This is a genomic window from Gilvimarinus agarilyticus, from assembly GCF_000832015.1.
Classification (GTDB): Bacteria; Pseudomonadota; Gammaproteobacteria; order Pseudomonadales; family Cellvibrionaceae; genus Gilvimarinus; species Gilvimarinus agarilyticus.
Window position 1 is genome coordinate 893,558 of sequence record NZ_JXCJ01000001.1, and the last position, 19,437, is coordinate 912,994.

Annotated in this window: 24 protein-coding genes; 9 read left to right on the top strand and 15 right to left on the bottom strand. The window is 54.7% G+C overall.

Annotated features, from left to right (window positions below; genetic code table 11):
* The first annotated feature begins 10 nt into the window (after positions 1–10).
* The 3 genes from SD69_RS03960 to SD69_RS17970 all read left to right on the top strand — a co-directional run bounded on the left by SD69_RS03960 (position 11) and on the right by SD69_RS17970 (position 1,699).
* Positions 11–898 (top strand): hypothetical protein, encoded by an 888-nt coding sequence (locus SD69_RS03960; RefSeq protein WP_052480870.1) that lies wholly within the window; start codon positions 11–13, stop codon positions 896–898.
* A 192-nt stretch (positions 899–1,090) separates the two neighbouring features.
* Complete coding sequence (locus tag SD69_RS17965; protein WP_052480871.1) at positions 1,091–1,309, top strand: GNAT family N-acetyltransferase; 219 nt, start codon at positions 1,091–1,093, stop codon at positions 1,307–1,309.
* A gap of 12 nt (positions 1,310–1,321) precedes the next feature.
* Positions 1,322–1,699 (top strand): GNAT family N-acetyltransferase, encoded by a 378-nt coding sequence (locus SD69_RS17970; RefSeq protein WP_052480872.1) that lies wholly within the window; start codon positions 1,322–1,324, stop codon positions 1,697–1,699.
* Here the strand turns inward: SD69_RS17970 and SD69_RS03970 are convergent.
* Positions 1,659–2,390: a 16S rRNA (uracil(1498)-N(3))-methyltransferase gene (locus SD69_RS03970; protein ID WP_041522178.1), complete on the bottom strand. Its 732-nt coding sequence runs from the start codon at positions 2,388–2,390 to the stop codon at positions 1,659–1,661. The two genes, SD69_RS17970 and SD69_RS03970, sit on opposite strands and share 41 nt — an antisense overlap.
* A 136-nt stretch (positions 2,391–2,526) precedes the next feature.
* Here SD69_RS03970 and SD69_RS03975 point away from each other — a divergent pair, with 136 nt between their 5' ends.
* Complete coding sequence (locus SD69_RS03975; RefSeq protein ID WP_041522179.1) at positions 2,527–3,069, top strand: glutathione peroxidase; 543 nt, start codon at positions 2,527–2,529, stop codon at positions 3,067–3,069.
* On the opposite strand, the gene SD69_RS03980 is transcribed toward SD69_RS03975, so the two are convergent.
* The 5 genes from SD69_RS03980 to sugE are packed head-to-tail and all read right to left on the bottom strand — an operon-like array spanning position 3,070 to position 4,847.
* On the bottom strand, positions 3,070–3,255 hold the full coding sequence (locus SD69_RS03980) for a CPXCG motif-containing cysteine-rich protein (protein WP_041522180.1): 186 nt from the start codon (positions 3,253–3,255) through the stop codon (positions 3,070–3,072).
* 3 nt (positions 3,256–3,258) lie between these two features.
* Positions 3,259–3,801, bottom strand: coding sequence for a porin family protein (locus tag SD69_RS03985; RefSeq protein ID WP_052480873.1), 543 nt, complete (start codon positions 3,799–3,801; stop codon positions 3,259–3,261).
* A 37-nt stretch (positions 3,802–3,838) separates the two neighbouring features.
* Complete coding sequence (locus tag SD69_RS03990; RefSeq protein ID WP_041522181.1) at positions 3,839–4,147, bottom strand: hypothetical protein; 309 nt, start codon at positions 4,145–4,147, stop codon at positions 3,839–3,841.
* Between the two features lie 11 nt (positions 4,148–4,158).
* Positions 4,159–4,527 carry a PH domain-containing protein gene (locus SD69_RS03995; protein ID WP_041522182.1) on the bottom strand — a complete coding sequence of 123 codons (369 nt, stop codon included), beginning with the start codon at positions 4,525–4,527 and terminating at the stop codon, positions 4,159–4,161.
* An 8-nt stretch (positions 4,528–4,535) separates the two neighbouring features.
* Positions 4,536–4,847 carry a quaternary ammonium compound efflux SMR transporter SugE gene (gene sugE, locus SD69_RS04000; protein ID WP_041522183.1) on the bottom strand — a complete coding sequence of 104 codons (312 nt, stop codon included), beginning with the start codon at positions 4,845–4,847 and terminating at the stop codon, positions 4,536–4,538.
* A gap of 227 nt (positions 4,848–5,074) precedes the next feature.
* Between sugE and SD69_RS04005 the strand changes: the two genes are divergently transcribed.
* On the top strand, positions 5,075–6,634 hold the full coding sequence (locus tag SD69_RS04005) for a cation:proton antiporter domain-containing protein (RefSeq protein WP_041522184.1): 1,560 nt from the start codon (positions 5,075–5,077) through the stop codon (positions 6,632–6,634).
* Positions 6,635–6,649: 15 nt separating this feature from the next.
* Here the strand turns inward: SD69_RS04005 and SD69_RS17975 are convergent, their stop codons facing one another.
* From SD69_RS17975 to ftsY, 7 genes are all read right to left on the bottom strand, one after another.
* Positions 6,650–7,480: a CPBP family intramembrane glutamic endopeptidase gene (locus SD69_RS17975; RefSeq protein ID WP_052480874.1), complete on the bottom strand. Its 831-nt coding sequence runs from the start codon at positions 7,478–7,480 to the stop codon at positions 6,650–6,652.
* 44 nt (positions 7,481–7,524) lie between these two features.
* Positions 7,525–8,232, bottom strand: a complete 708-nt coding sequence (gene trmB, locus SD69_RS04015; RefSeq protein WP_041522185.1) for a tRNA (guanosine(46)-N7)-methyltransferase TrmB — start codon at positions 8,230–8,232, stop codon at positions 7,525–7,527.
* Between the two features lie 17 nt (positions 8,233–8,249).
* Complete coding sequence (locus SD69_RS04020; RefSeq protein ID WP_041522186.1) at positions 8,250–8,633, bottom strand: DUF423 domain-containing protein; 384 nt, start codon at positions 8,631–8,633, stop codon at positions 8,250–8,252.
* A 120-nt stretch (positions 8,634–8,753) separates the two neighbouring features.
* Entirely contained in the window at positions 8,754–9,614 is an 861-nt protein-coding gene (rpoH, locus tag SD69_RS04025) for an RNA polymerase sigma factor RpoH (RefSeq protein ID WP_041522187.1), read from the bottom strand.
* A 182-nt stretch (positions 9,615–9,796) separates the two neighbouring features.
* Positions 9,797–10,810 carry a permease-like cell division protein FtsX gene (gene ftsX, locus SD69_RS04030; RefSeq protein ID WP_041522188.1) on the bottom strand — a complete coding sequence of 338 codons (1,014 nt, stop codon included), beginning with the start codon at positions 10,808–10,810 and terminating at the stop codon, positions 9,797–9,799.
* Positions 10,807–11,475 (bottom strand): cell division ATP-binding protein FtsE, encoded by a 669-nt coding sequence (gene ftsE / locus SD69_RS04035; RefSeq protein ID WP_041522189.1) that lies wholly within the window; start codon positions 11,473–11,475, stop codon positions 10,807–10,809. Before ftsE ends, ftsX begins: the two co-directional genes overlap by 4 nt.
* On the bottom strand, positions 11,472–12,638 hold the full coding sequence (gene ftsY, locus SD69_RS04040; RefSeq protein ID WP_041522190.1) for a signal recognition particle-docking protein FtsY: 1,167 nt from the start codon (positions 12,636–12,638) through the stop codon (positions 11,472–11,474). The genes ftsE and ftsY overlap by 4 nt, the downstream gene beginning before the upstream one ends.
* Positions 12,639–12,713: 75 nt before the next feature.
* On the opposite strand from ftsY, the gene rsmD reads away from it, so the two are divergent.
* Together rsmD and coaD are read left to right on the top strand one after the other, a co-directional pair.
* Entirely contained in the window at positions 12,714–13,313 is a 600-nt protein-coding gene (gene rsmD / locus SD69_RS04045) for a 16S rRNA (guanine(966)-N(2))-methyltransferase RsmD (protein ID WP_041522191.1), read from the top strand.
* 60 nt (positions 13,314–13,373) lie between these two features.
* Positions 13,374–13,856: a pantetheine-phosphate adenylyltransferase gene (coaD, locus tag SD69_RS04050; protein WP_041522192.1), complete on the top strand. Its 483-nt coding sequence runs from the start codon at positions 13,374–13,376 to the stop codon at positions 13,854–13,856.
* Here coaD and SD69_RS04055 read toward each other — a convergent pair.
* Entirely contained in the window at positions 13,831–14,661 is an 831-nt protein-coding gene (locus SD69_RS04055) for a type 2 periplasmic-binding domain-containing protein (RefSeq protein ID WP_157471605.1), read from the bottom strand. The genes coaD and SD69_RS04055 overlap by 26 nt on opposite strands.
* A 279-nt stretch (positions 14,662–14,940) precedes the next feature.
* On the opposite strand from SD69_RS04055, the gene SD69_RS04060 reads away from it, so the two are divergent.
* Positions 14,941–16,116 (top strand): AGE family epimerase/isomerase, encoded by a 1,176-nt coding sequence (locus SD69_RS04060; protein ID WP_041522194.1) that lies wholly within the window; start codon positions 14,941–14,943, stop codon positions 16,114–16,116.
* Positions 16,117–16,161: 45 nt separating this feature from the next.
* On the opposite strand, the gene SD69_RS04065 is transcribed toward SD69_RS04060, so the two are convergent.
* Complete coding sequence (locus SD69_RS04065) at positions 16,162–17,160, bottom strand: LacI family DNA-binding transcriptional regulator (RefSeq protein ID WP_041522195.1); 999 nt, start codon at positions 17,158–17,160, stop codon at positions 16,162–16,164.
* A 295-nt stretch (positions 17,161–17,455) separates the two neighbouring features.
* On the opposite strand from SD69_RS04065, the gene SD69_RS04070 reads away from it, so the two are divergent.
* Entirely contained in the window at positions 17,456–19,330 is a 1,875-nt protein-coding gene (locus tag SD69_RS04070) for a sodium:solute symporter family protein (RefSeq protein ID WP_041522196.1), read from the top strand.
* The last annotated feature ends 107 nt before the right edge of the window (positions 19,331–19,437 follow it).

The window sequence follows — 19,437 nt, forward strand, 5'->3', positions numbered from 1 at the left end:
GAGGAGCATTATGAATAAGTTAGCTTCTGTATTTGTTGTGTTGCTTTGCTCTTCGGGCATGAATGCCTGGGGCGCAGAGCCGCCTCCCGTAGATCAACTTGAATATCAGGCACCTCAAGTCATACAGCTAAAAGCCCAGACATTAAATACCTTTAATGCACCTGAGGCTGATCAGGGTGTCGCGGTAGACGATCAATACTTTTACCCGGTAGATAACGCTGTTATAGGTAAGTACCGTAAAGACAATGGTGAGTTTGTTGCCCGCTGGACGGGCACCCGAACGCGTCCAGTGCGACACATTAATAGCTGTTATGCGCGCGACCAACAGCTTTGGTGTGCTAACTCCAACTACTCTGAAATCCCTATTGCCAGTTCGGTAGAGGTATTTACAACGGACCCGCTACAACCTCATAAAAGTCATAGCCTTGGGCTTACCGACGCCGGCTCATTGGTGTGGTTTGAGCACTGGCAAGATGGTTTTATTGCCGGCTTTGCGCACTATTCCAAAAAAGGCGGCGAGTCTTTTAAGGGCAGTGAGTACTCATCAATCGTGAGCTACGATGATCGCTGGCGCCGAACGGGTGGTTGGGCTTTGCCTCCTTCACTGGTAAACATGATGGCACCTTACGCAGCCTCTGGCGGGGCTATTGGCCCCGGCGGCTATCTTTATCTGATGGGGCATGACGCCCCACAGATGTACGTAATGGGGTTGCCTTCCATGGGGCCTGAGTTGGTGCATTTGGCAACCATCGATTTGCAGGCGCAAGGTCAGGCGTTCAGTTTTGATCCCGCCGCGGCGCAGCAGGTGTGGGTGATTGATAGGCATGCAAAAAAAGTCCGTCAAATATTGTTGCCCGAGCTTAAGTTAACCACAGATGTAGCAAAGCCATTTCGTTAACTTGCCGTAACGGTTGTCAGCGGTAATACTCGATTTATGATTGCTGAACATTGTTTCACGACAACCATGGTTGCCATCGCACCTTAACGGGCGGCGTTGGCATTTGTGAAAATCCCGCCGTAAAAAGGCGGGCTTTTTTGTGCCTGTCTGAGCGGTTTTACTATAGCGCAAGCGCGCGAGGAGAAAGGCAAGATGGAGTTTGATCCACAGGTACTGAACTTGAACAGAGTTCGCCTTGAGCCATTAACGGAGCATCACTTACCCGGTTTGACCGCCGCGATTGCCGACGGCAATTGGCATGAGCTGTTTTTGACTATTGTGCCAGCACCGGAGCGGCTAGACGCCTTTTTGGCAAAAGCGCTGTCCGACCATCGGGTGGGCTCGGGGCTTACTTATGCCATTATTTGTTAACCGAGTAATGCCGTGATTGGCTCCACACGTTTTATGCGTGCGGTGCCTGAACATCGCCGGGTTGAAATTGGTTTAACGTTTATCGCCCAGCGCTTTCAGTGTACCGAGGTGAACACTGCCATTAAATATTTAATGCTGCGTCACGCCTTCGAGCAATTGGACAGCTTGCGAGTCGAGTTTTTAACGGATTGCCTTAACCGTCGCTCCCGCCATGCGATCGAGCGTATCGGTGCAAAATATGAAGGCCTGTCGTGCAAACATATGCAGATGCGCGATGGGCGTATACGTGATTCGGTGCTTTACAGTATTACGGCTGATGAGTGGGCGGGCGTTAAACAGCACTTAAACTTTATGATGCAAAATCTCCCCACTGGTATTGCAGCACGCTAATGGCGGCCAGTGGTGCGGTTTCGGTGCGCATCACCCGGGGACCCAGTGTTAGTGGATTAAAGCCTGCGTTGCGCGCGGTGACAATTTCGTCTTCACTAAGGCCGCCCTCGGGGCCAATGAGCAATGCGACGCTGCTTGGCGTAAGCGCTTTGGGTAAGGCTTGGTGGTCGCGATGATGCAAAACAAACTTTTGCTCTGCATCGGAGCGGGCTAAATAGTCGCTTAACTGGGTGAGTGGCGCAAGCTCGGGCAGGCGATTGCGCTGACACTGCTCGCAGGCACTGATGGTAATTTGTTGCCAGTGCTGCCACTTTTTCTCCAGCCGCTCACCCTTGAGTTTTACTTCTGTGCGTTCAGTAACGAGCGGCACAATTCGTGTGACGCCAAGCTCGGTGGCTTTTTGTAGCACTAAGTCCCAGCGCTCGCCGCGCGACAAACCGACGGCCAGCTCGATAGACAGGCGAGACTCCCGGTCGTTGTCGTCGTAGCTGTTAAGTGTAACCTCGATGTACTTTTTAGCCACGTCGGTGATGACACCGCTGTATTCTCCGCCCTGACCGTTAAATACAATCAGCGGCCGGCCGGCCGTCATGCGTAACACCTTTCCCAAGTAGTGCGCCGCGTTGTCGTCCAGTTTAACGGGAGTGTTAAGGCTGAGATCTACCGGGCAGTATATACGGGGAATGCGCATGCTTATTTGGTCTTGGCTGAATGTAAGAGTAAGATCATAACAGGACTGCACTCAAGGTTTGAAGTCATCCAATCTGTTACGGTTGGCGTAACCTTGATACTGTGAGTATTTTAATTGTTAGTAGAAGGGTGTAAACATGAAAACCGCAAAGGCTCTAATCGCTTTATTGGGTGTTAGTGGCGCGTTGGCGCAAGCGGCCAGCTGCCCCGCGTATTTAGAGGGCGAGTACCGCAAGTTGCACTCTAGCGAGAGCGCTAATTTATGTGAGTTGCTGGCCGGTAAAGACGCGCTGATTGTGAATACCGCCAGCCACTGTGGTTTTACCCCGCAATTTAAGGCACTTGAGGCGCTACACCAAGAGTACGCGGATCAGGGCTTGGTCGTGGTGGGGTTTGCCAGCGATGATTTTAAGCAGGCTGCCAAGTCTGAGGAAGAAGCGGCGACGATTTGCTATACCAATTATGGGGTAAGCTTTACCATGTTAGCGCCCACGGCTGTATCTGGAGAAGAGGCCAATGGCTTGTTTGCCTATTTGGGCGCTCAGAGCGAGCAGCCGGGCTGGAACTTTAATAAGTACCTGCTGGATGGTGAGACTGGCGCGGTACAGCATTTTGGCAGTAAGGTCACGCCCGACAGCGAGGAGTTAAAGGCCGCACTCGATACGGTGCTGCAACCCTAATTACTCTTGCTCGACGGTGACACTCACGTCACCGTCGCTATCGACCCAGATGTTGACATCCATGGGCTGGCAGCATACATGGCAATCTTCCGTGTAGCGCTGCGTACCGGCGGAGTCATCAACAAGCAGGGTTAGCGGTGCATCGCAAAAAGGGCAGTGCACCGGTTTTTCTAGCAACTGGGCCACGACTTAAAAGCGGTAGTCCAGGTTAATGTTAATGGCGGTAAACTCTTGGCTGTCGACATCGGCCAGGTTTTTATACTCAAAGTTCAGGTTCCACTGAGGGGCGATATACCAACCAAAACCTAGCCCCCAAGAGAAGCCGTCGGTGCTGAGCTTAGTGCTCTCGATGCGGTAATCTAAGTCGGAGTAACCCAGTAAGGCGTAAAAGCGGCCATGTTGGTTGGTGGCCTCTGCGCGGTAGTAAATTGCCTGGTAGCTATCGATGTCCATATCCGCCTCGATGGTGTCGTCCCCATCCAGGTACACGGTATCGGCCCCTAAACCTGTGCCGTAGCGCACTTCGGCGCCCAGCAGGCTGTTGTACTTGTAGCCACCAAACAGCTCGGCCACCCACAAGTCGGCGCCGTCGTAGCTTCGTTCATCGTCGGCATTAACCGCAGACACACCGGCACCGGCAAAAAAACCGCGCTCGTTATCGGCTAGGCAGGCGTTACTGGCCAGCAGTGTTGCAGGTAAGGCGATAGCTAATAAAGTACGAGTCAGATTCATAAAAATTACACTGTGTTGGGGCCGATCGTTGGGCGGGCTAAAATATCCACGCAATCATCAGCCAAATGATAATAAAAAAGGTAAAAAATCCACCGAGCACAAACTGTAGCTCGCCGATCAGGCCGTCGCCAGAGGTGATGGCGAATACCACGAGCAGTGCGGTGGTGACAAAAAACGAGATAACGGCGGCGTCTTTCAGGCCTAAGCCCTGTGAGAAGGCGCCATCGGTAATGTCACCAAGCATAGGTAGCAGGAGCACGGTGGCAATCACTGCCAGTAGTAATACCGCCACAATGCCAATTAGGGTGGCTCGTGCCTGACGCTTGTCCTTTTCGTCGCTGCCCATAAATGCCTCGGTTAATCGTGAGCTTTGATAATGTCTCGCACTCGGTTTGGGTCCGGCATGCCTACAGCGATGATCTCGGCCGAGTCGCCCGCGGTGTAGAGCTCGATGGTGCCAGTGCCAAAAATACGGTTCCAGAAAGACTGTTTTACTTTGACGGTGCGAATACTGGTAATGTTCAGCTCCGAGCGCTCTTTGCTTAGCAGGCCTTTCTCGTACAAAACATCGGATTTGGTCACCATCAGGCGCGATGATTTGTTGTTGAGGTGCCAGATCAGCAAAATAATGATGCCAATCCCGACTAAGCACAAAAGCAGGGCCAGAATAAAACCCAGAGGATTGTTTTTAAACATCACGGGGTGTTCGTCGTACAGTGCTTCCATGGTGTGTCCTAGGTTAGTTTTAGTCCGGCAATGCCCGTGAGTATAAGGGCAATGCAGACAAGGCGCAAAGCCGATACGGCCTCACCAAAGAGGAATATGCCGAGGATCACAGTCCCCACCGCACCGATGCCGCTCCAGATTGCATAGGCGGTGCTAATTGGCAGGTCTTTAAGGGATAACCCCAACAGCGACAGGCTGATAATGATGGCGAGTAATGTTCCGATGCTGGGCCAAAGGCGGGTAAAACCATCGGAATATTTTAGGCCTACGGCCCATACAACTTCGAATAGCCCGGCTAAAAGCAAGTAAATCCACGACATGTTTGGTAATCTCATCGGGGCGGGGTCGTCCCCGGTTAGAGATAATCAGATAACTCTGCCGTGCGGGTCGTCCCGTACGGGTTGCTGGCCGGCAAGTGTGGCCAACAACATGGGGTAAAATAAGGATATTCGGCGCTATTTTCAAGGTTGGCTAGCGGGATAATCACAAGAGGTTCGCCACATGCGGTGACGATACCTATAGCTTAAGGCAGATAGAAGGCACAGGAATGTTAGAAGCAGTATGGATTGCGTGTGCATTCACGCTCGGTTTGATGGTGCGCTCGGTAGGCTTGCCGCCACTGGTGGGGTATCTGGCCGCAGGCTTTGCTATCAGCGGTTTGGGGCATTTTGTCGAGCTGCCAGCCAATGGTGACGAGATTATCGCTCATGTTGCGCATATTGGCGTGTTGTTGCTGCTGTTTACCGTGGGGTTAAAACTCCGGGTGCGCAACCTGGTGCAACCGGAGGTGATCGGCGGCGGGATTTTGCACTTTGTGTTGGCTGTGGCGCTGCTTACACCTGGCATGTACATGCTGCTGGACGTTACTTGGTACGAGGCGGTGCTGCTGGCTATTGCGCTGTCGTTTTCCAGCACTGTGTTGGCGGCAAAGGTGCTGGACAGTAAGCGTGAGCTGCGGGCATTTCACGGCCGGGTCGCTATTGGTATTTTGGTGGTGCAGGATCTTATCGCTCTACTGGTGATCTCTGTGGCTAGTGGCAATGTTCCCTCGGTGTGGGCACCGTTGGTGTTGGGTCTACCGCTGCTTAGGCCTTTGCTATTTAAGCTGTTGGATGTCTGTGGTCACGACGAGCTGATGGTTTTGCTGGGGTTGCTGCTGGCGTTGGTGGTTGGCGGTATGGGCTTTGAGGCGCTGGGGTTAAGCTCCGAGTTGGGCGCTCTGGCTTTTGGCGTGTTGCTCGCGCAGCACCGGCGTGCCACCGAGCTGTCCAACTCTTTGTGGAGTATCAAAGAGGTGTTTCTGGTCGGCTTCTTTTTGCAAATTGGCATGAGTGGCCTGCCGGGCAAAGAGGCCTTTATTTTGGCCGCGGTGGCGATGTTGTTATTGCCGCTGAAAGGCATTGGGTTTTTCTTACTGCTGGTGCTGTTTAAGTTGCGCGCACGCAGCGCGTTTCTGAGCGGCTTGGCTCTGACCAATTACAGCGAGTTTGGGCTTATTGTGGCGGCCGCGGTATTGCCCGAGTGGTTAGTGCCGCTGGCTCTGGCGGTGGCGGTTTCGTTTGTCGTCTCGGCGCCCCTTAACCGGGCGGCGCACCCCTTTTATGAAAAGCTGTCACGCTGGCTGTTGCCGTTAGAGCGCAATATCCACCATCCCGATCAGCAGCCAATCTCGCTGGGCGATGCCGAGGTATTGATATTTGGTATGGGGCGCACCGGCACCGCCGCCTACGATCAGCTGAGCGGTAAAACGACTAAGTTAATCGCACTCGACTCCGACCCGGGTAAGGTGGATCGGCACCGTAAAGCCGGGCGTGCGGTGATGTTTGCCGACGCCGAGGACCAGGTGTTTTGGCAGGGCGTGGAGATGAGCAATATCCGGGCGGTGATTCTCAGCATGAGCGATCTCGAGGCTAAAATTATCGCCGCACGTCAACTGCGTCAGCGTGGATACAGCGGCTTTATTGCCTCCCACAGTTTGTTTCAGGATGAAGCTGACAAGATTAATCTGGCAGGCGCCGATGAAACCTACCTGACGATGTCTGAAGCGGGTGTGGGGCTGGCCGAACACGTACAGGAAAAAATGGTGACCTCAGTCGGGCGGGTGTAACCGCCCGCGCTTAATCTAGAGCGTCAGCGGGTATTCTAATAACGTGAAGTGCAGTATGTTCACACCAAAATGCGTGGCGGTGGCGGCACTAAAGCGGCCCGTGCATTGGTACACCAGCGCATAAACGCCGCCGGCCAATAAAAATAGCCAAAATAGCGGGTGCGTAATGGATGCATGCGCCAGGGCAAAAAGCAATGTGGCAACGGCTGCGGCGCCCCACTGAGCTACCCGTTGTTTTTTTGCGCTGGCCATTAGCACGAGTTTAGCCAAACCGTCTTGCAAAAGCAGTCTAAAGAATGCCTCTTCGGCCACCACGGTAATGCCGAAATTAATCAGCACAAACCAAAGGATGCCGTCGGGTAGCTTGGGCTGCCAGTCTATTTTGAATACAAAGCTGGCGGCGCACAGTACCGCCAATGCACTGACGCCGACGAGCAGCGCTGCAGGCGCTCGCGTTCGCCCCTGCCCTATGCCGTAAGGCTCCCAAAGCCAAATAATAATGAAGTAGCCCGCCAAAGCCTTGGCAAGATTGGGGTAGAGCGTAAAGCCCAATTCACTAAAGTGGTGTACGGCAGGGTAAGTAAAATTACCAGGCCGGTACAGAGCGATGGCAAAGCCGCTTATCAAGGCCAAAAGCCAAAGGCTAGCCGCCAGCAGAGTGTTGAGCCGACTGCGCGTTACTTTAAACGAGGTGTGTAACGCGACGAGCAGGGCAAATATGGGTAGGGCGACGGCACTTGTCAGCGCCAAAGTGCCGCTGACATACAGGGTAAGGCTAAGCGCGACGAGTGCAACGCTTACCAAGGCGCGTTTTTGCGTCGCCGGTTGCCATGATAAGTGCACCATTTGCCTCCCGGCCGATTCCCTGTGCGTGGGTACTGGCTCGGCGTTTAGCGGTCGCGGCGGTAAAGCAAATCCCATACGCCGTGGCCGAGTTTTTCGCCGCGCTTTTCAAACTTAGTGATGGGGCGGTAGTCTGGTCGAGGCGCGTATCCACCGTCCGATTGGGTGTTGCTATAACCCTCGGCGGCGTCCATCACTTCTTTCATATGCTCGGCGTAGTTTTCCCAGTCGGTCGCAAAGTGCAGCAAGCCACCTATTTTAAGCTTGCCGCGAATACGCTGGACAAACTCGGGCTGAATAATGCGGCGCTTGTGGTGCTTTTTTTTGTGCCATGGGTCGGGGAAGTACACCTGCACACGGTCGAGACTGGCGTCGGCAAAGCAGTCATCCAACACATCGGTGGCGTCGGCCATATACACTTTTAGGTTGTCGACACCCGCTTCCCCGGCGGTGTGGATTAAACGACCGGCGCCTGGCGGATGAACCTCAATGCCAACAAAGTCTTTGTCGGGCTCGTTTAGTGCCATCTCCCGCAGAGAGTCACCCATGCCAAAACCAATTTCGAGTACCAGCGGCGCCGTGCGGCCAAACTGTTCGCTTGGCTCAAAGCTGCCGGCAAACAAGCTGGCACCAAATTTAGGCCAGTATTGCTGAAACGCTTTCTTTTGCCCGTCGGTCATGCGCCCGGCGCGAATCACAAAACTGCGGATGGACTTGTCTTTAAACTCGGGGCGAAACTCTGGAATATCGGTCATGTTGCGGTGAGAGATCCTTAAAAAGATTTTAATGCGGCAATAAACAGGCTCAGCCAACCTAGCAGCAGGCAGACACCGCCCAGTGGCGTCACGGGGCCAAACAGGCCAATACCGGTAAGGGTTAAGGCGTATAAGCTGCCGCTAAAAAGTAGGGTGCCGGCGATAAACAGTCCACCGGCGCGTGTTAGCCACGCGGTAGCGCCCGGTGACAACGACTGTAGGGACCAAATGCCCACCAGTAACAATGCCAGAGCGTGGTACATCTGGTACTGCACACCGGTTTGAAACGCGCCGAGTAATTCGGCGGGCAGTTTACCTTTTAAGCCGTGGGCGGCAAAGGCGCCCAGCGCAACGGCGATAAACCCATAAGCGGCGGCGATGCTGAGTATCAGTTTGGGCATGGTTTATTCCGTGGGGTATTCAGCCAGTATTATAGCGGGGTGGCAACGTCGAGTCGCGCAATAACAGCTGACACAAAAAAGCCGCGCAGTGCGCGGCTTGCGGTGACGTGTGCGGCGAGCTTAAGCCGCTTCGGTCATCATGTTTTTAACTTTCTTCATGGCGTTTTTCTCGAGCTGGCGGATACGCTCGGCGGATACGCCATACTCGGCAGCCAAATCGTGCAGAGTAGATTTGTCATCGCTTAACCAGCGACGCTGCAAAATAGTGCGGCTGCGCTCGTCCAGCTGCTCCATGGCGTTTTCCAGGCTGCTGACGCTGGTCTCTTCCCAGTTGGCGGCTTCAAGCTGCGCAGCCGGGTCTTGGCGTTTGTCTTCTAAGTAGTGTGCCGGCGCGACAAAATGGCTGTCTTCATCGTCGTTTTCCGGGGCGTCAAACGCGGCGTCGTAAGAGGAGAGGCGGCTCTCCATCTCGCGCACGTGTTTAACGTCGACATTTAAATCTTCGGCAACGGCTTTGGCTTCATCGTTGGTGAGCCAGGCCAAGCGCTTTTTAGCGCCGCGCAGGTTAAAGAACAATTTGCGTTGTGCTTTGGTGGTGGCCACCTTCACAATGCGCCAGTTCTTTAAGATAAATTCGTGAATCTCGGCTTTGATCCAGTGCACGGCAAACGATACCAGGCGCACACCTTTTTCTGGGTTGAAGCGCTTTACTGCCTTCATCAGGCCGACGTTGCCCTCCTGGATCAGATCTCCCAGTGGCAGGCCGTAGCCGTTGTACGAGCGGGCGATGTGAACCACAAAGCGCAGGTGCGCCATAACCAGCCGGCGGGCGGCTTCGAGGCTGTCGTTGTAGTAAAGGTCTTCAGCGAGGGTCTGCTCTTCCTGTGCTGTGAGAACAGAAAAGCCGCTGACAGCCTGCACATAGGCATTGAGGTTGGCACCCGGTGCGAGGTTCCCCAGTGGCTGTAGGCTTGTGCCCATAGTTGTGACTCCCAGTAAATACCGATTAAACCCTGCTTATTTGCAGGGTCAGTTAGTCTAGCACTGATCCTTTGAGCCTGCCAAGGCCGAGAAGTTCCCTCGCTTAGATAAAAAAGCCATATAAAACAAGGGTTTGACGAATCTTAACGGGTGCGACTTCACATTGTGGACAAAAACCGCAATTAGCGGGGGGCGATTTGTGCCAAATGGCGGCCCACTGCAAGCCAAGCCCCGGCAAGGCCAATGAGCCCGGCGCTCAGTACCAACTGTAGGCTATGGGTCAGGCTCAGGCCACTCAGACTAAACTCACTCTGATAAAGTTCCGCCAGCGAGGCCACTGGCGCCTCGAGCCACGCGAGCCCCAGTGCCAGTAGCAGCAGGGCGATTAACCCGCCGCCCAATCCGTACCAGAGGCCGGTATAGAGAAAAGGCCGGCGCACGTAGGCATCGGTGCCGCCTACCAGCTTAACCACTAGAATTTCATCGCGCCGGCTCTCGATGGCGAGGCGAATGGTGTTGCCGACGACCAACAGCAGGCCCAATGCCAGTAGCGCCGCCAGAAAGAATACCCCGCGACTGGCCAGCTCTACCAGTTGTTCCAGGCGCTTAACCCACATCATGTCCAGCCGTGCATCGTCACTTAGCCCGTGCCCGTTTAGCTCGTCCAGCAGCGTCTCTAGGGCGCCACCGGTGGTCTGGTCGCTCGGTTGTACTAACAGTACCGGGGGTAGCGGATTTTCGGTTAAATCATCCAGCACAGCACCGAGGCCGGAGTAGGTTTTAAATTCTACCAGTGCCTGCTCGGGGCTTACGTAAACCACTTCGCTGATATCCGGCCGGGCTCGCAAGGTGCTTGCCCACTGCTCAATAGCTTGGGGTTTTGCGGCGGGTTTTACAAACACCGAAATTTGGCTTGAGTCCTGCCAGTGATAACCCAGTGACTCGATGTTGAGCAGCGCCACATAAAGGGTGGCGGGTAGCGCGGTGGCGATGGCAACCACCAGCCACGTAAGCGTGCTTTGCAGCGGCGTGCGCAGCAGACGCAGCAAGCTTTGGATAGCGCAATCGCTGTGATGCGCCTGCCACGCTTCTAACCGGTGGCGCCAGGCGGTTTTGCTCTGGATCGCGCCCTGCGCGCGCGGTGCGGGCTTGCGTGGCGGCGGGGCCGGTTTACGCTTAGGGTTAAAGCGGTTCATTGCGGTGTACCACCGGCGATCACCCGGCCGTCGGCCAGTTGCAGTACGCGCTTGTTCATACGCTCGATTAAATCGATATCGTGGGTGGCAATCATCAAGGTGACGCCCAGCTCATTAAATTGGCGAAACAGCGTCATAATCTCGGCCGACAGCTCTGGGTCGAGGTTGCCGGTGGGCTCATCGGCGAGCACTAAGGAGGGTTTATTAACCACTGCGCGGGCGATGCCTACGCGCTGCTGCTCGCCACCGGACAGGGTAACCGGGTTGACCCGCTCTTTGTGCAGCAGTCCCACTTTATCTAATGCTGCGCGTACCCGGCGGCCGATATCCGAGGCGTGGTAGCCCGCCACCTGCAGAGGTAGGGCGACGTTATCAAACACGCTGCGGTCAAACAGAAGTTGGTGATTTTGAAACACTACGCCGATGTCGCGCCGGTAATGTGCGATACCGCTGCGCTTGATCGCACTCGTGTCGCGCCCGCCAATTTCGATGTGGCCGTGACTGGGCCGCTCCATCAGCATAATGAGCTTCATCAGGGTGCTCTTGCCGGCGCCCGAATGGCCGGTTAAAAACACCATCTCGCCGCGATTGATTTGCAAATCAACCCGGCTGAGCGCCTCCTGCCCGGTGGCGTAGCGTTTGGTGACATTCTGAAAGCGAATCACCGCTCAAACAAGGCCTCGATAAAGGGCTTGGCGACAAACGGTTGTAAATCGTCGATGCCCTCGCCAATGCCGATAAAGCGCACAGGCAAGCCAAATTGTTTAGTAAGCGCAAAAATCACCCCGCCCTTGGCGGTGCCGTCGAGCTTGGTCAGGGCGATGCCGGTTACCCCGGCCGATTTAATAAAGTGCTCGGCCTGGCTGACGGCGTTTTGCCCGGTGCCGGCATCCAGTACCAATAGGGTCTCGTGGGGGGCGCTGTCATCCAGCTTGCCCATCACTCGGCGCACCTTAGAAAGCTCTTCCATCAGGTGATCTTTGTTGTGCAGGCGCCCGGCGGTATCGGCGATCAGCACATCAATACCGCGCGACTTAGCCGCCTGTACGGCGTCAAAAATGACCGAGGCGCTGTCGGCACCCGTGTGCTGGGCGATTACGGGGACGCTATTGCGCTCGCCCCACACTTGCAGCTGCTCGACCGCGGCGGCGCGAAAGGTATCGCCGGCCGCGAGCATGACCGATTTACCCTCGCCCTGTAAGCGCTTGGCCAGTTTGCCAATGGTGGTTGTTTTACCCACACCGTTAACGCCGACAATTAAAATTACGTAGGGCTTTTTACCGGTGTCGATAATCAGCGGCTGCTCGGAGCCCGCGACCAGCTCGGCCAGTGATGCCTTAAGGGCATCGTACAGAGCCTCGGGGTTAGCCAACTGCTTGCGGGCTACCCGGGAGGTTAAGTCATCAATAATGTCAGTGGTGGCCTCGATGCCCACATCGGCTACCAATAACTGCGATTCGAGATCTTCCAGTAGCTCATCGTCAATCTCTTTTTTACCCAAAAAGATATTGCCGAGGCCCTCAGAGAAGTTGCTGCTGGTGCGAGACAAGCCGCGCTTGATACGGCCGAACAAACCCTCTTTAGCCACCGGTGCTTCGGGCACGGGCTCGGCAGCCGGTGCCTCGCTGGCTGGCGGCTCGGGTTTGGTGGCGGGCGCTGCAGGAGTCGGCTCGGGCTCAATCAGAGCGGGGTCCGGTACTTCTGGTTCGAGCGGGACGGGTTCGGCCTCAGGCGGCTCGCTTTGCGTTTGCTCGTCTGATTCGGGCTGCTGTTGTTCGACTTTTGGGTCGTCTTTGGGGGCGGATTTTCTAAACCGTTTAAAGAACATGTGAGTAGGCGGCTCTTATCGCTGCTAAACAAAGGCGCTATCCTACCACTTCTGACTAGCGGGGGAGAGTGATAGGTGGCAAAACAAACGCGGCGACAGCCGGCCGGGGATTCTTTGCGCCAGCCATTGCGGCTGATTGGTGGGCAGTGGCGTGGGCGTAAACTACAGTTTCCTCTGTGTGATGGCTTGCGCCCTACGGGGGATCGCATTCGCGAAACCCTGTTTAATTGGCTTGGCCCATACGTGCCTGACGCCGTCGGGGCGGATTTGTTCGCCGGCTCCGGCGCGCTGGGTTTAGAGGCGCTGTCGCGTGGCGCCCGTGTAATGAGCTTTTGCGAGCGCGACCCGGCGGCGGCAAAAGCGCTGGCGGGTAATTTAGCGCTACTCGGTGCCAGTGGTGGGCGCTTGCAGCATATGGATGCGCTGCAGTGGCTAAACAGCAGCAAAATAGATGCGCCGCTGGATTTGGTGTTTCTCGACCCGCCCTTTGCTGCCGATTTATGGCAGCCGAGTATCGATGCGCTCGCGGCGCGCCCCTGGCTGGCCGACGGCGCTGCGATTTACATAGAGTCGGGCGTGGACAGCGTGTTTCAAGTGCCCGATAGCTGGGAGTTACACCGTGAAAAACGCGCCGGCAGTGTTTGTTACCGACTGTATTTTTATCGTGCCGACTAGCAAGGGCTGGGCTATTTTTGTAGTATCCGCCCACACCGCATGCCACACAGAGAATAAACTATGCGCAAGGTTGTATACCCAGGCACGTTCGACCCTATTACCAATGGCCATAAAGATCTGGTAGAGCGCGCTTGCCGTCTCTTTGATCGCGTAGTGGTGGCTGTGGCGGCCAGTAACCGCAAAGCCCCCATGTTTGATTTAGAGCAGCGCGTCGAGCTGGCCCAAAGTACGCTCTCGCATCTGGATAACGTGGAAGTATGTGGCTTTGATAATTTACTGGTGGATTTTGTTCGCGACAGTGGTGCACAGGGGGTTGTGCGCGGCTTGCGAGCGGTATCCGACTTTGAATATGAGTTTCAGCTGGCCAATATGAACCGGGCCTTGGCGCCGGATATGGAGAGCTTGTTTCTCACCCCGGCCGAACATTTGTCTTATATATCGTCTTCGATTGTGCGCGAAATAGCCGTATTGGGCGGCGATGTGAGCAAGTTTGTGACGCCTGAGGTTGAGCTGGCACTTAAGGCGAAGTTCGCCTCTCGCTAAAAGCAGGGTGTTCATGCTTGTGTAGTTCTATGGTGTAAGCGTTTTTCGCAGTCCTGCGGAATGCGCCATAGTGTTGTTCAAATAGGGCGTTTAAGCTGCCATCGCGGCGAGCGCGCTCTAACCCAAACCGTAAACGCGCGGCAAGCTCGGGGCGATTGTGACTGACTTGCACATACACCGGCAGCGGGTAGTGAATAAGCAAATCATCAACGATTGTCAGTTGCGCCGCGTGCCCGGAGGCCGCCAGCGTCGGTGCCGCCTCGATAGAGCCCAGTGGCAAGTAGTCAAAACGGCCGTGTACTAGCATGTTAAACAGCTGGTCGATATCGGCGCCACTGGTAAAGGGTAGCCCCGCGTCGCGAAAAAAGTCACGGTCCAGCCAATCGAACCCCAACCCTGCGTTAAACTGCTGTAATTGTTTAACTGAGTGCACCTCCGCGAATTGGGCGGCGCGCTCGCGCCGAACAATGGCCACGCGGCTGCCGAGCAACCCCTTTAGCAATGGAATGGGGATGGTGATTAGCGGTTGCTCATCGCTGGCCATACGATATGTGAGCTCGGGGGCTGTGACGATTTGAGCAATCTCTCCATCGCGTAAATTGCGAATGGCTCGCGGGCGGGAGAAAGGCGCGGTATTTAGGGTTAATTTATAGGGGCCGTAATGATCGCGGCTTTTGTCCAGCGCCAGACGCACGACGGCGCTCTCGTGGGACTTGCGCGCCTCAGTCATATTGCCGATCCAGAGCGTGAACTCTGAGTCGGTGTTGCCGGATGTCGGCGAGCCGGTGTCCGCTAGCCCGTACATTGATGTATATAGCAATAGGGCCAGCGTAATGACGCAGGCTGGAGATCGTGTCCTTGAGCGTATCGCTGTGGCTGGAGCAATCAATGGCTTGGGCCCGGCTAAATAGGAATATTTTTCGCGCTTTATACGATATAGTTTAACGTATTTAGGCGACAACACACTATTGTTCTCCTTAGCAGCTTGAAACCGGTTACATTGTGCGGCATTATTCGCACGCGCACACCAGCCGAGCAAGCTAGGTGATGGCTGCGTTAACGTGGGGCGGTAAAAAGGTAATGCATGAGCAATGATATTAAAGACCAGACACAGCGGCTAACCCAGTGGTTTGCACGCGATGCGCTGCCGCTGTGGAGTACCCGAGCTATTCACCCGAGCCTGGGGGCCAGCTACGAGCGGTTGCGGCCGGATGGCGAAGTAGACCAAAACGCTAACGTACGGGTACGGGTGCAGGCGCGGCAAGCCTTCTTTTTTGCCGCGGCTGATGCCTGCGGTTGGTGTGATAACGGTACTGAGCTGGCTAGTGGGCTCCTGGATTTTGTTGAGTCGCACGCGGCGCACCCCAGCGCCGGCGGCGGGTTTACCCACCTGTTAAGCCCTGAGTTTGAGGTTATCGACACCAAGCAAGATCTGTATGACCATGCCTTTTTTTTACTGGCCTACGCATGGCTGTACCGTGCCACCGGTGAACGCACGGCGCTGGATAAAGCCGAGGCGCTGGTGCAGCATCTCGATAAACGTTTTGCGGCCGATTATGGCGGCTGGCTTGAAGGGGATTACGCCTACAGCGTACGCCGGCAGAATCCGCATATGCACTTGTTTGAAGCCTGCATGGCTTTATACGAGGCGAGCGGTGAGGCGCACTGGTTAGCCCGTGCCGGCGAGCTATTTAGCGTGTTTGAGTCGCGCTTTTTTTGCCCTGTGCAGGGCGTGCTTTTTGAGTTTTTTAATGCCGACTGGACGCTGGCTGAGGGCGCCACGGGACAAGTGGTAGAGCCTGGGCATATGATGGAGTGGGTCTGGCTGCTGGATTGGTACGCGCGCCTGACGGGGCAGTCGGTTAGTCGCTATACCGGGGTGTTATATCGCCGCGGACTGGAGTTGGGCTTAAAAGCGGATTCTGGTTTATTGTTTGATTCGGTCACCCCGCAGGGTGAGGTGTTGCAACATACCAAGCGCTGCTGGGGTCTAACCGAGTTAATTAAGGCAAGCCTGGTGATGGCCCGGGAGGGCGAACCGGGCGCTGAAGCACGCGCGGCACAGGCGGTAAACACGCTTTTTACCTACTATCTGTGTGGCACTACTCCGGGCAGCTATATCGATCAGCGCGGCAAAGACGATGAGGTAGTGGCTGCTGAGGCGCCGGCCAGTACGCTCTACCACTTGATTGTGCTGGCGCAGGAGCTAATGCGTTACTGCGATGAGTTGCCGGATCAGGCTGCGGGTATAAACACCTAGACTGCGCCACAGCTGCCGCGGCAGGTGTGGCGCAGCTTTGGGTAGTTAATCTTTGCGGGGTACGGCAGTGCTTTTGCGAATTACAAACTCTGCCGGTAGTACGTTCTCCTCTTGGGCGAGTTCTTCGCCCTCAATCAAACGCAGTAGCATGTCCATTGCCAGCTTGCCGATTTCTTCGGCGGGCTGAGTGACGGTGGTGAGGCTCGGGTCGCAATAGCGGGCGTAGCTAATGTCATCAAACCCGGTGACAGAAATGTCTTCCGGTACCCGTAAGCCATGTTGTTTTAGGGTTTGGATAGCGCCAATAGCCATTTCATCGTTCATGCAAAACAGTGCCGTGGGCTTGTTCTTCATGGTGCAAAATTGTTTGGCGCTGTTTAGCCCGGACCAGGTGGTAAAGTCCCCCTCGGCGACCAGAGATTTATCAAACTCGATTCCGGCTGCCTCAAGGCTCTCCAGATAACCGGCCAGACGGTCGATGGTGTGGGGGTTGTCTTTAAGACCCGAGATTACGCCAATACGGCGATGGCCTAGTGAGATTAGGTAATCTACTACGGCCCGGGCGCCGCCGCGATTATCGATGCGCACCCTGGGCCCCACCGTAGATTCACAGCTACAGGCTTTAACACAGGCCACATCGGCTGGCATCTCGGAGTGTTTGTTAAGCTCATCCGGGCGCAGCTGAATAACACCATCGGCAAGTCGCGTCTCTACCCGGCGAATATACTCTTTTTCGCGCTCGATAATACCGCGTGTATCCCCCAGCAGCACGGCGTAGCCTTTTTGCTGAGCGCGATCCTCGATGCTGCGGATAACTTGCGAGAAAAACGGATTGGTGATGTCCGGCACCAGTACCACAACCGCATAACTTTTGGCCGAGCGAAAACTGCGCGCCAACATGTTGGGCCGATAGCCCACTTTATCGATGGCGGTGTGAACTTTATTGAGGCTCGCTTGAGAGACTTTCTCTGGGTCGCTCAGCGCGCGCGAGACGGTGGCGACTGAAACGCCTGCTTCGCGTGCTACATCTCGAATATTGGACATAAATAGTGCTTTTTAAGAGGAGTAAAGGTTTTTAGCGATAGTAGCATACCGCTAGAAAACGCTTAAGTAACGTAAAGCGCTGGTATTATTTGGTGTAATCGGTTACATTTGTCTTCGCTTTACGACAAGGTGATCGTCTATGCTAAGACTGTGGCGCGTTGGGTTGCTTGATGGCTGTGCTCTTACGGCGTAGCAATATCCTGCAAAAACTAATCTGGGTTCGGGTTACGCGCTGCACACCTTGTAACTACACCGCCTGGGCGGCAGTCCGGCGCTATAATAATTGGACGCACACATGCAGTTAGCAATTTTAGATGTGGTGGTTATCGCGGCGTATTTGCTCGCCACTGTTTTTATCGGTTTCTGGATTTCCAGCCGCGCTTCAAAAAACCTACGCAGCTACTTTTTAGGGGGCAACAAACTTAAGTGGTACACACTTGGGTTGTCCAACGCCTCAGGTATGTTCGACATCAGCGGTACTATGTGGATGGTGTACCTGTTGTTTGTCTACGGGCTTACCAGTATTTATATCCCCTGGTTGTGGCCGGTATTTAATCAGATCTTCCTGATGGTGTTCCTGTCGGTATGGTTGCGTCGCTCAGGTGTGCTCACCGGTGCCGAGTGGATTACCTTCCGCTTTGGCGACAGCACCGGCGCACGGTTATCGCATTTAATTGTGGTTTTGTTCGCGCTGGTGAATGTGGTGGGCTTTTTGGCCTACGGCTTTATCGGTATCGGAAAGTTTGCCTCCGTCTTTTTACCTTGGGAGCTATCGGCCGACCCGGACACCAACGACATCTATTACGGGTTAATTATCACGGCGTTAACCACGGTCTACGTGGTTAAAGGTGGTATGTTCAGTGTTGTTTTTACTGAAGTGCTACAGTTTTTTATCATGACAGTGGCGTGTGTCTCGGTAGGTATTATTGCCATGCAGCAAGTCTCACCCGAGATGTTGGCGGCAGTGGTGCCCGATAACTGGGACAAAATAACCTTTGGTTGGAATCTGGATATGGATTGGTCCGGCACACTTGAGGCGGCCAATACTAAAATTGCCTCCGATGGTTACGAGCCTTTCACGATTTTCTTTATGCTGATGCTCTTGTCAGGTATCGCTAAGAGCCTGATGGGGCCGCCGCCAAATTACGATATGCAGCGTGTGCTGTCGGCGCGCTCGCCAACGGAAGCGGCCAAAATGAGCGGCTTTGTCAATGTGGTGTTGCTGTTTCCGCGTTACATGCTGATTGCCGGCCTGACTATTCTGGCGCTGGTGTTCTTTATGGACGAGCTGCAGGCGATGGGCCCCGATGTGGATTTTGAGCAAATCCTCCCCTTTGCCATGAAGGAGTTTGTGCCGCCTGGTTTGCTCGGTTTGTTGATTGCTGGCCTGTTAGCAGCGTTTATGTCGACGTTTGCCGCCACCACCAATGCGGCGCCGGCCTATGTGGTTAACGATATTTATAAACGTTACTTTAAGCCTAACGCCGATGCTAAAAACTACGTTAAGGCCAGCTATGTTGTTTCGGTTTTATTTGTGGCACTGGGGGTGGTGATCGGTCTGTTTGTGCCTTCACTCAACTCGATTATTTTGTGGATTGTCAGCGCGTTTTACGGTGCTTACACCGCCTCCAATTTACTTAAGTGGTTTTGGTGGCGCTTCAACGGTGTGGGTTATTTTTGCGGTATGGCCATGGGTCTGGTGATTCTGCTGATTATTCAGGCGCTGCAGTGGACTCTCGACTGGGAGATCATGCAGGTTTATGCCTTCCCGTTTATTTTTACCGGCTGCTTTATTGCCTGCGTCGTTGGCTCGCTGCTGAGTAAAGCCGATGATATGGAAGTGTTAAAAACCTTCTATATTAAAGTTCGCCCGTGGGGTGTGTGGGGGCCGGTTTATCGCGAGGCGGTTAAAGACTACCCCGAGCTAAGCCGCAACACCGACTTAGCGCGCGATGTAGGCAATTTAATTGTGGGTGTTATCTGGCAAACCTCGATGGTTGCCGCCTCTATCTTTATGGTGATTCAACACTGGGTAGAGTTTGTCGCTGCCGTGGTGGTGTTTGTGGTGACGAGCCTGTGGTTGTGGCGCTTTTGGTGGTGCCGGCTAGAGGACTACCCGGCCGATACTCCTACCAAGTACACCCTGGCAACCGCAGACGATACCGAGTAACGCCCGCGGCCGTATTTATCGGCGTACCTAATGGGGGCGCCGTTTTTAGGTAAAGTTGTAACCGGTTGCGCGCAGGTCCGCCGGTTGCAACGCCGAATGATTTTGAA

Bases quoted from the DNA above. Each gene is read 5' to 3' on its own strand.
- SD69_RS03960 (WP_052480870.1), top strand. From the start codon at position 11: ATGAATAAGTTAGCTTCTGTATTTGTTGTGTTGCTTTGCTCTTCGGGC.
- SD69_RS17965 (WP_052480871.1), top strand. From the start codon at position 1,091: ATGGAGTTTGATCCACAGGTACTGAACTTGAACAGAGTTCGCCTTGAG.
- SD69_RS03970 (WP_041522178.1), bottom strand. From the start codon at position 2,390: ATGCGCATTCCCCGTATATACTGCCCGGTAGATCTCAGCCTTAACACT.
- SD69_RS03975 (WP_041522179.1), top strand. From the start codon at position 2,527: ATGAAAACCGCAAAGGCTCTAATCGCTTTATTGGGTGTTAGTGGCGCG.
- SD69_RS03985 (WP_052480873.1), bottom strand. From the start codon at position 3,801: ATGAATCTGACTCGTACTTTATTAGCTATCGCCTTACCTGCAACACTG.
- SD69_RS03990 (WP_041522181.1), bottom strand. From the start codon at position 4,147: ATGGGCAGCGACGAAAAGGACAAGCGTCAGGCACGAGCCACCCTAATT.
- SD69_RS03995 (WP_041522182.1), bottom strand. From the start codon at position 4,527: ATGGAAGCACTGTACGACGAACACCCCGTGATGTTTAAAAACAATCCT.
- sugE (WP_041522183.1), bottom strand. From the start codon at position 4,847: ATGTCGTGGATTTACTTGCTTTTAGCCGGGCTATTCGAAGTTGTATGG.
- SD69_RS04005 (WP_041522184.1), top strand. From the start codon at position 5,075: ATGTTAGAAGCAGTATGGATTGCGTGTGCATTCACGCTCGGTTTGATG.
- SD69_RS17975 (WP_052480874.1), bottom strand. From the start codon at position 7,480: ATGGTGCACTTATCATGGCAACCGGCGACGCAAAAACGCGCCTTGGTA.
- trmB (WP_041522185.1), bottom strand. From the start codon at position 8,232: ATGACCGATATTCCAGAGTTTCGCCCCGAGTTTAAAGACAAGTCCATC.
- SD69_RS04020 (WP_041522186.1), bottom strand. From the start codon at position 8,633: ATGCCCAAACTGATACTCAGCATCGCCGCCGCTTATGGGTTTATCGCC.
- rpoH (WP_041522187.1), bottom strand. From the start codon at position 9,614: ATGGGCACAAGCCTACAGCCACTGGGGAACCTCGCACCGGGTGCCAAC.
- ftsX (WP_041522188.1), bottom strand. From the start codon at position 10,810: ATGAACCGCTTTAACCCTAAGCGTAAACCGGCCCCGCCGCCACGCAAG.
- ftsY (WP_041522190.1), bottom strand. From the start codon at position 12,638: ATGTTCTTTAAACGGTTTAGAAAATCCGCCCCCAAAGACGACCCAAAA.
- coaD (WP_041522192.1), top strand. From the start codon at position 13,374: ATGCGCAAGGTTGTATACCCAGGCACGTTCGACCCTATTACCAATGGC.
- SD69_RS04055 (WP_157471605.1), bottom strand. From the start codon at position 14,661: ATGTACGGGCTAGCGGACACCGGCTCGCCGACATCCGGCAACACCGAC.
- SD69_RS04060 (WP_041522194.1), top strand. From the start codon at position 14,941: ATGAGCAATGATATTAAAGACCAGACACAGCGGCTAACCCAGTGGTTT.
- SD69_RS04065 (WP_041522195.1), bottom strand. From the start codon at position 17,160: ATGTCCAATATTCGAGATGTAGCACGCGAAGCAGGCGTTTCAGTCGCC.
- SD69_RS04070 (WP_041522196.1), top strand. From the start codon at position 17,456: ATGCAGTTAGCAATTTTAGATGTGGTGGTTATCGCGGCGTATTTGCTC.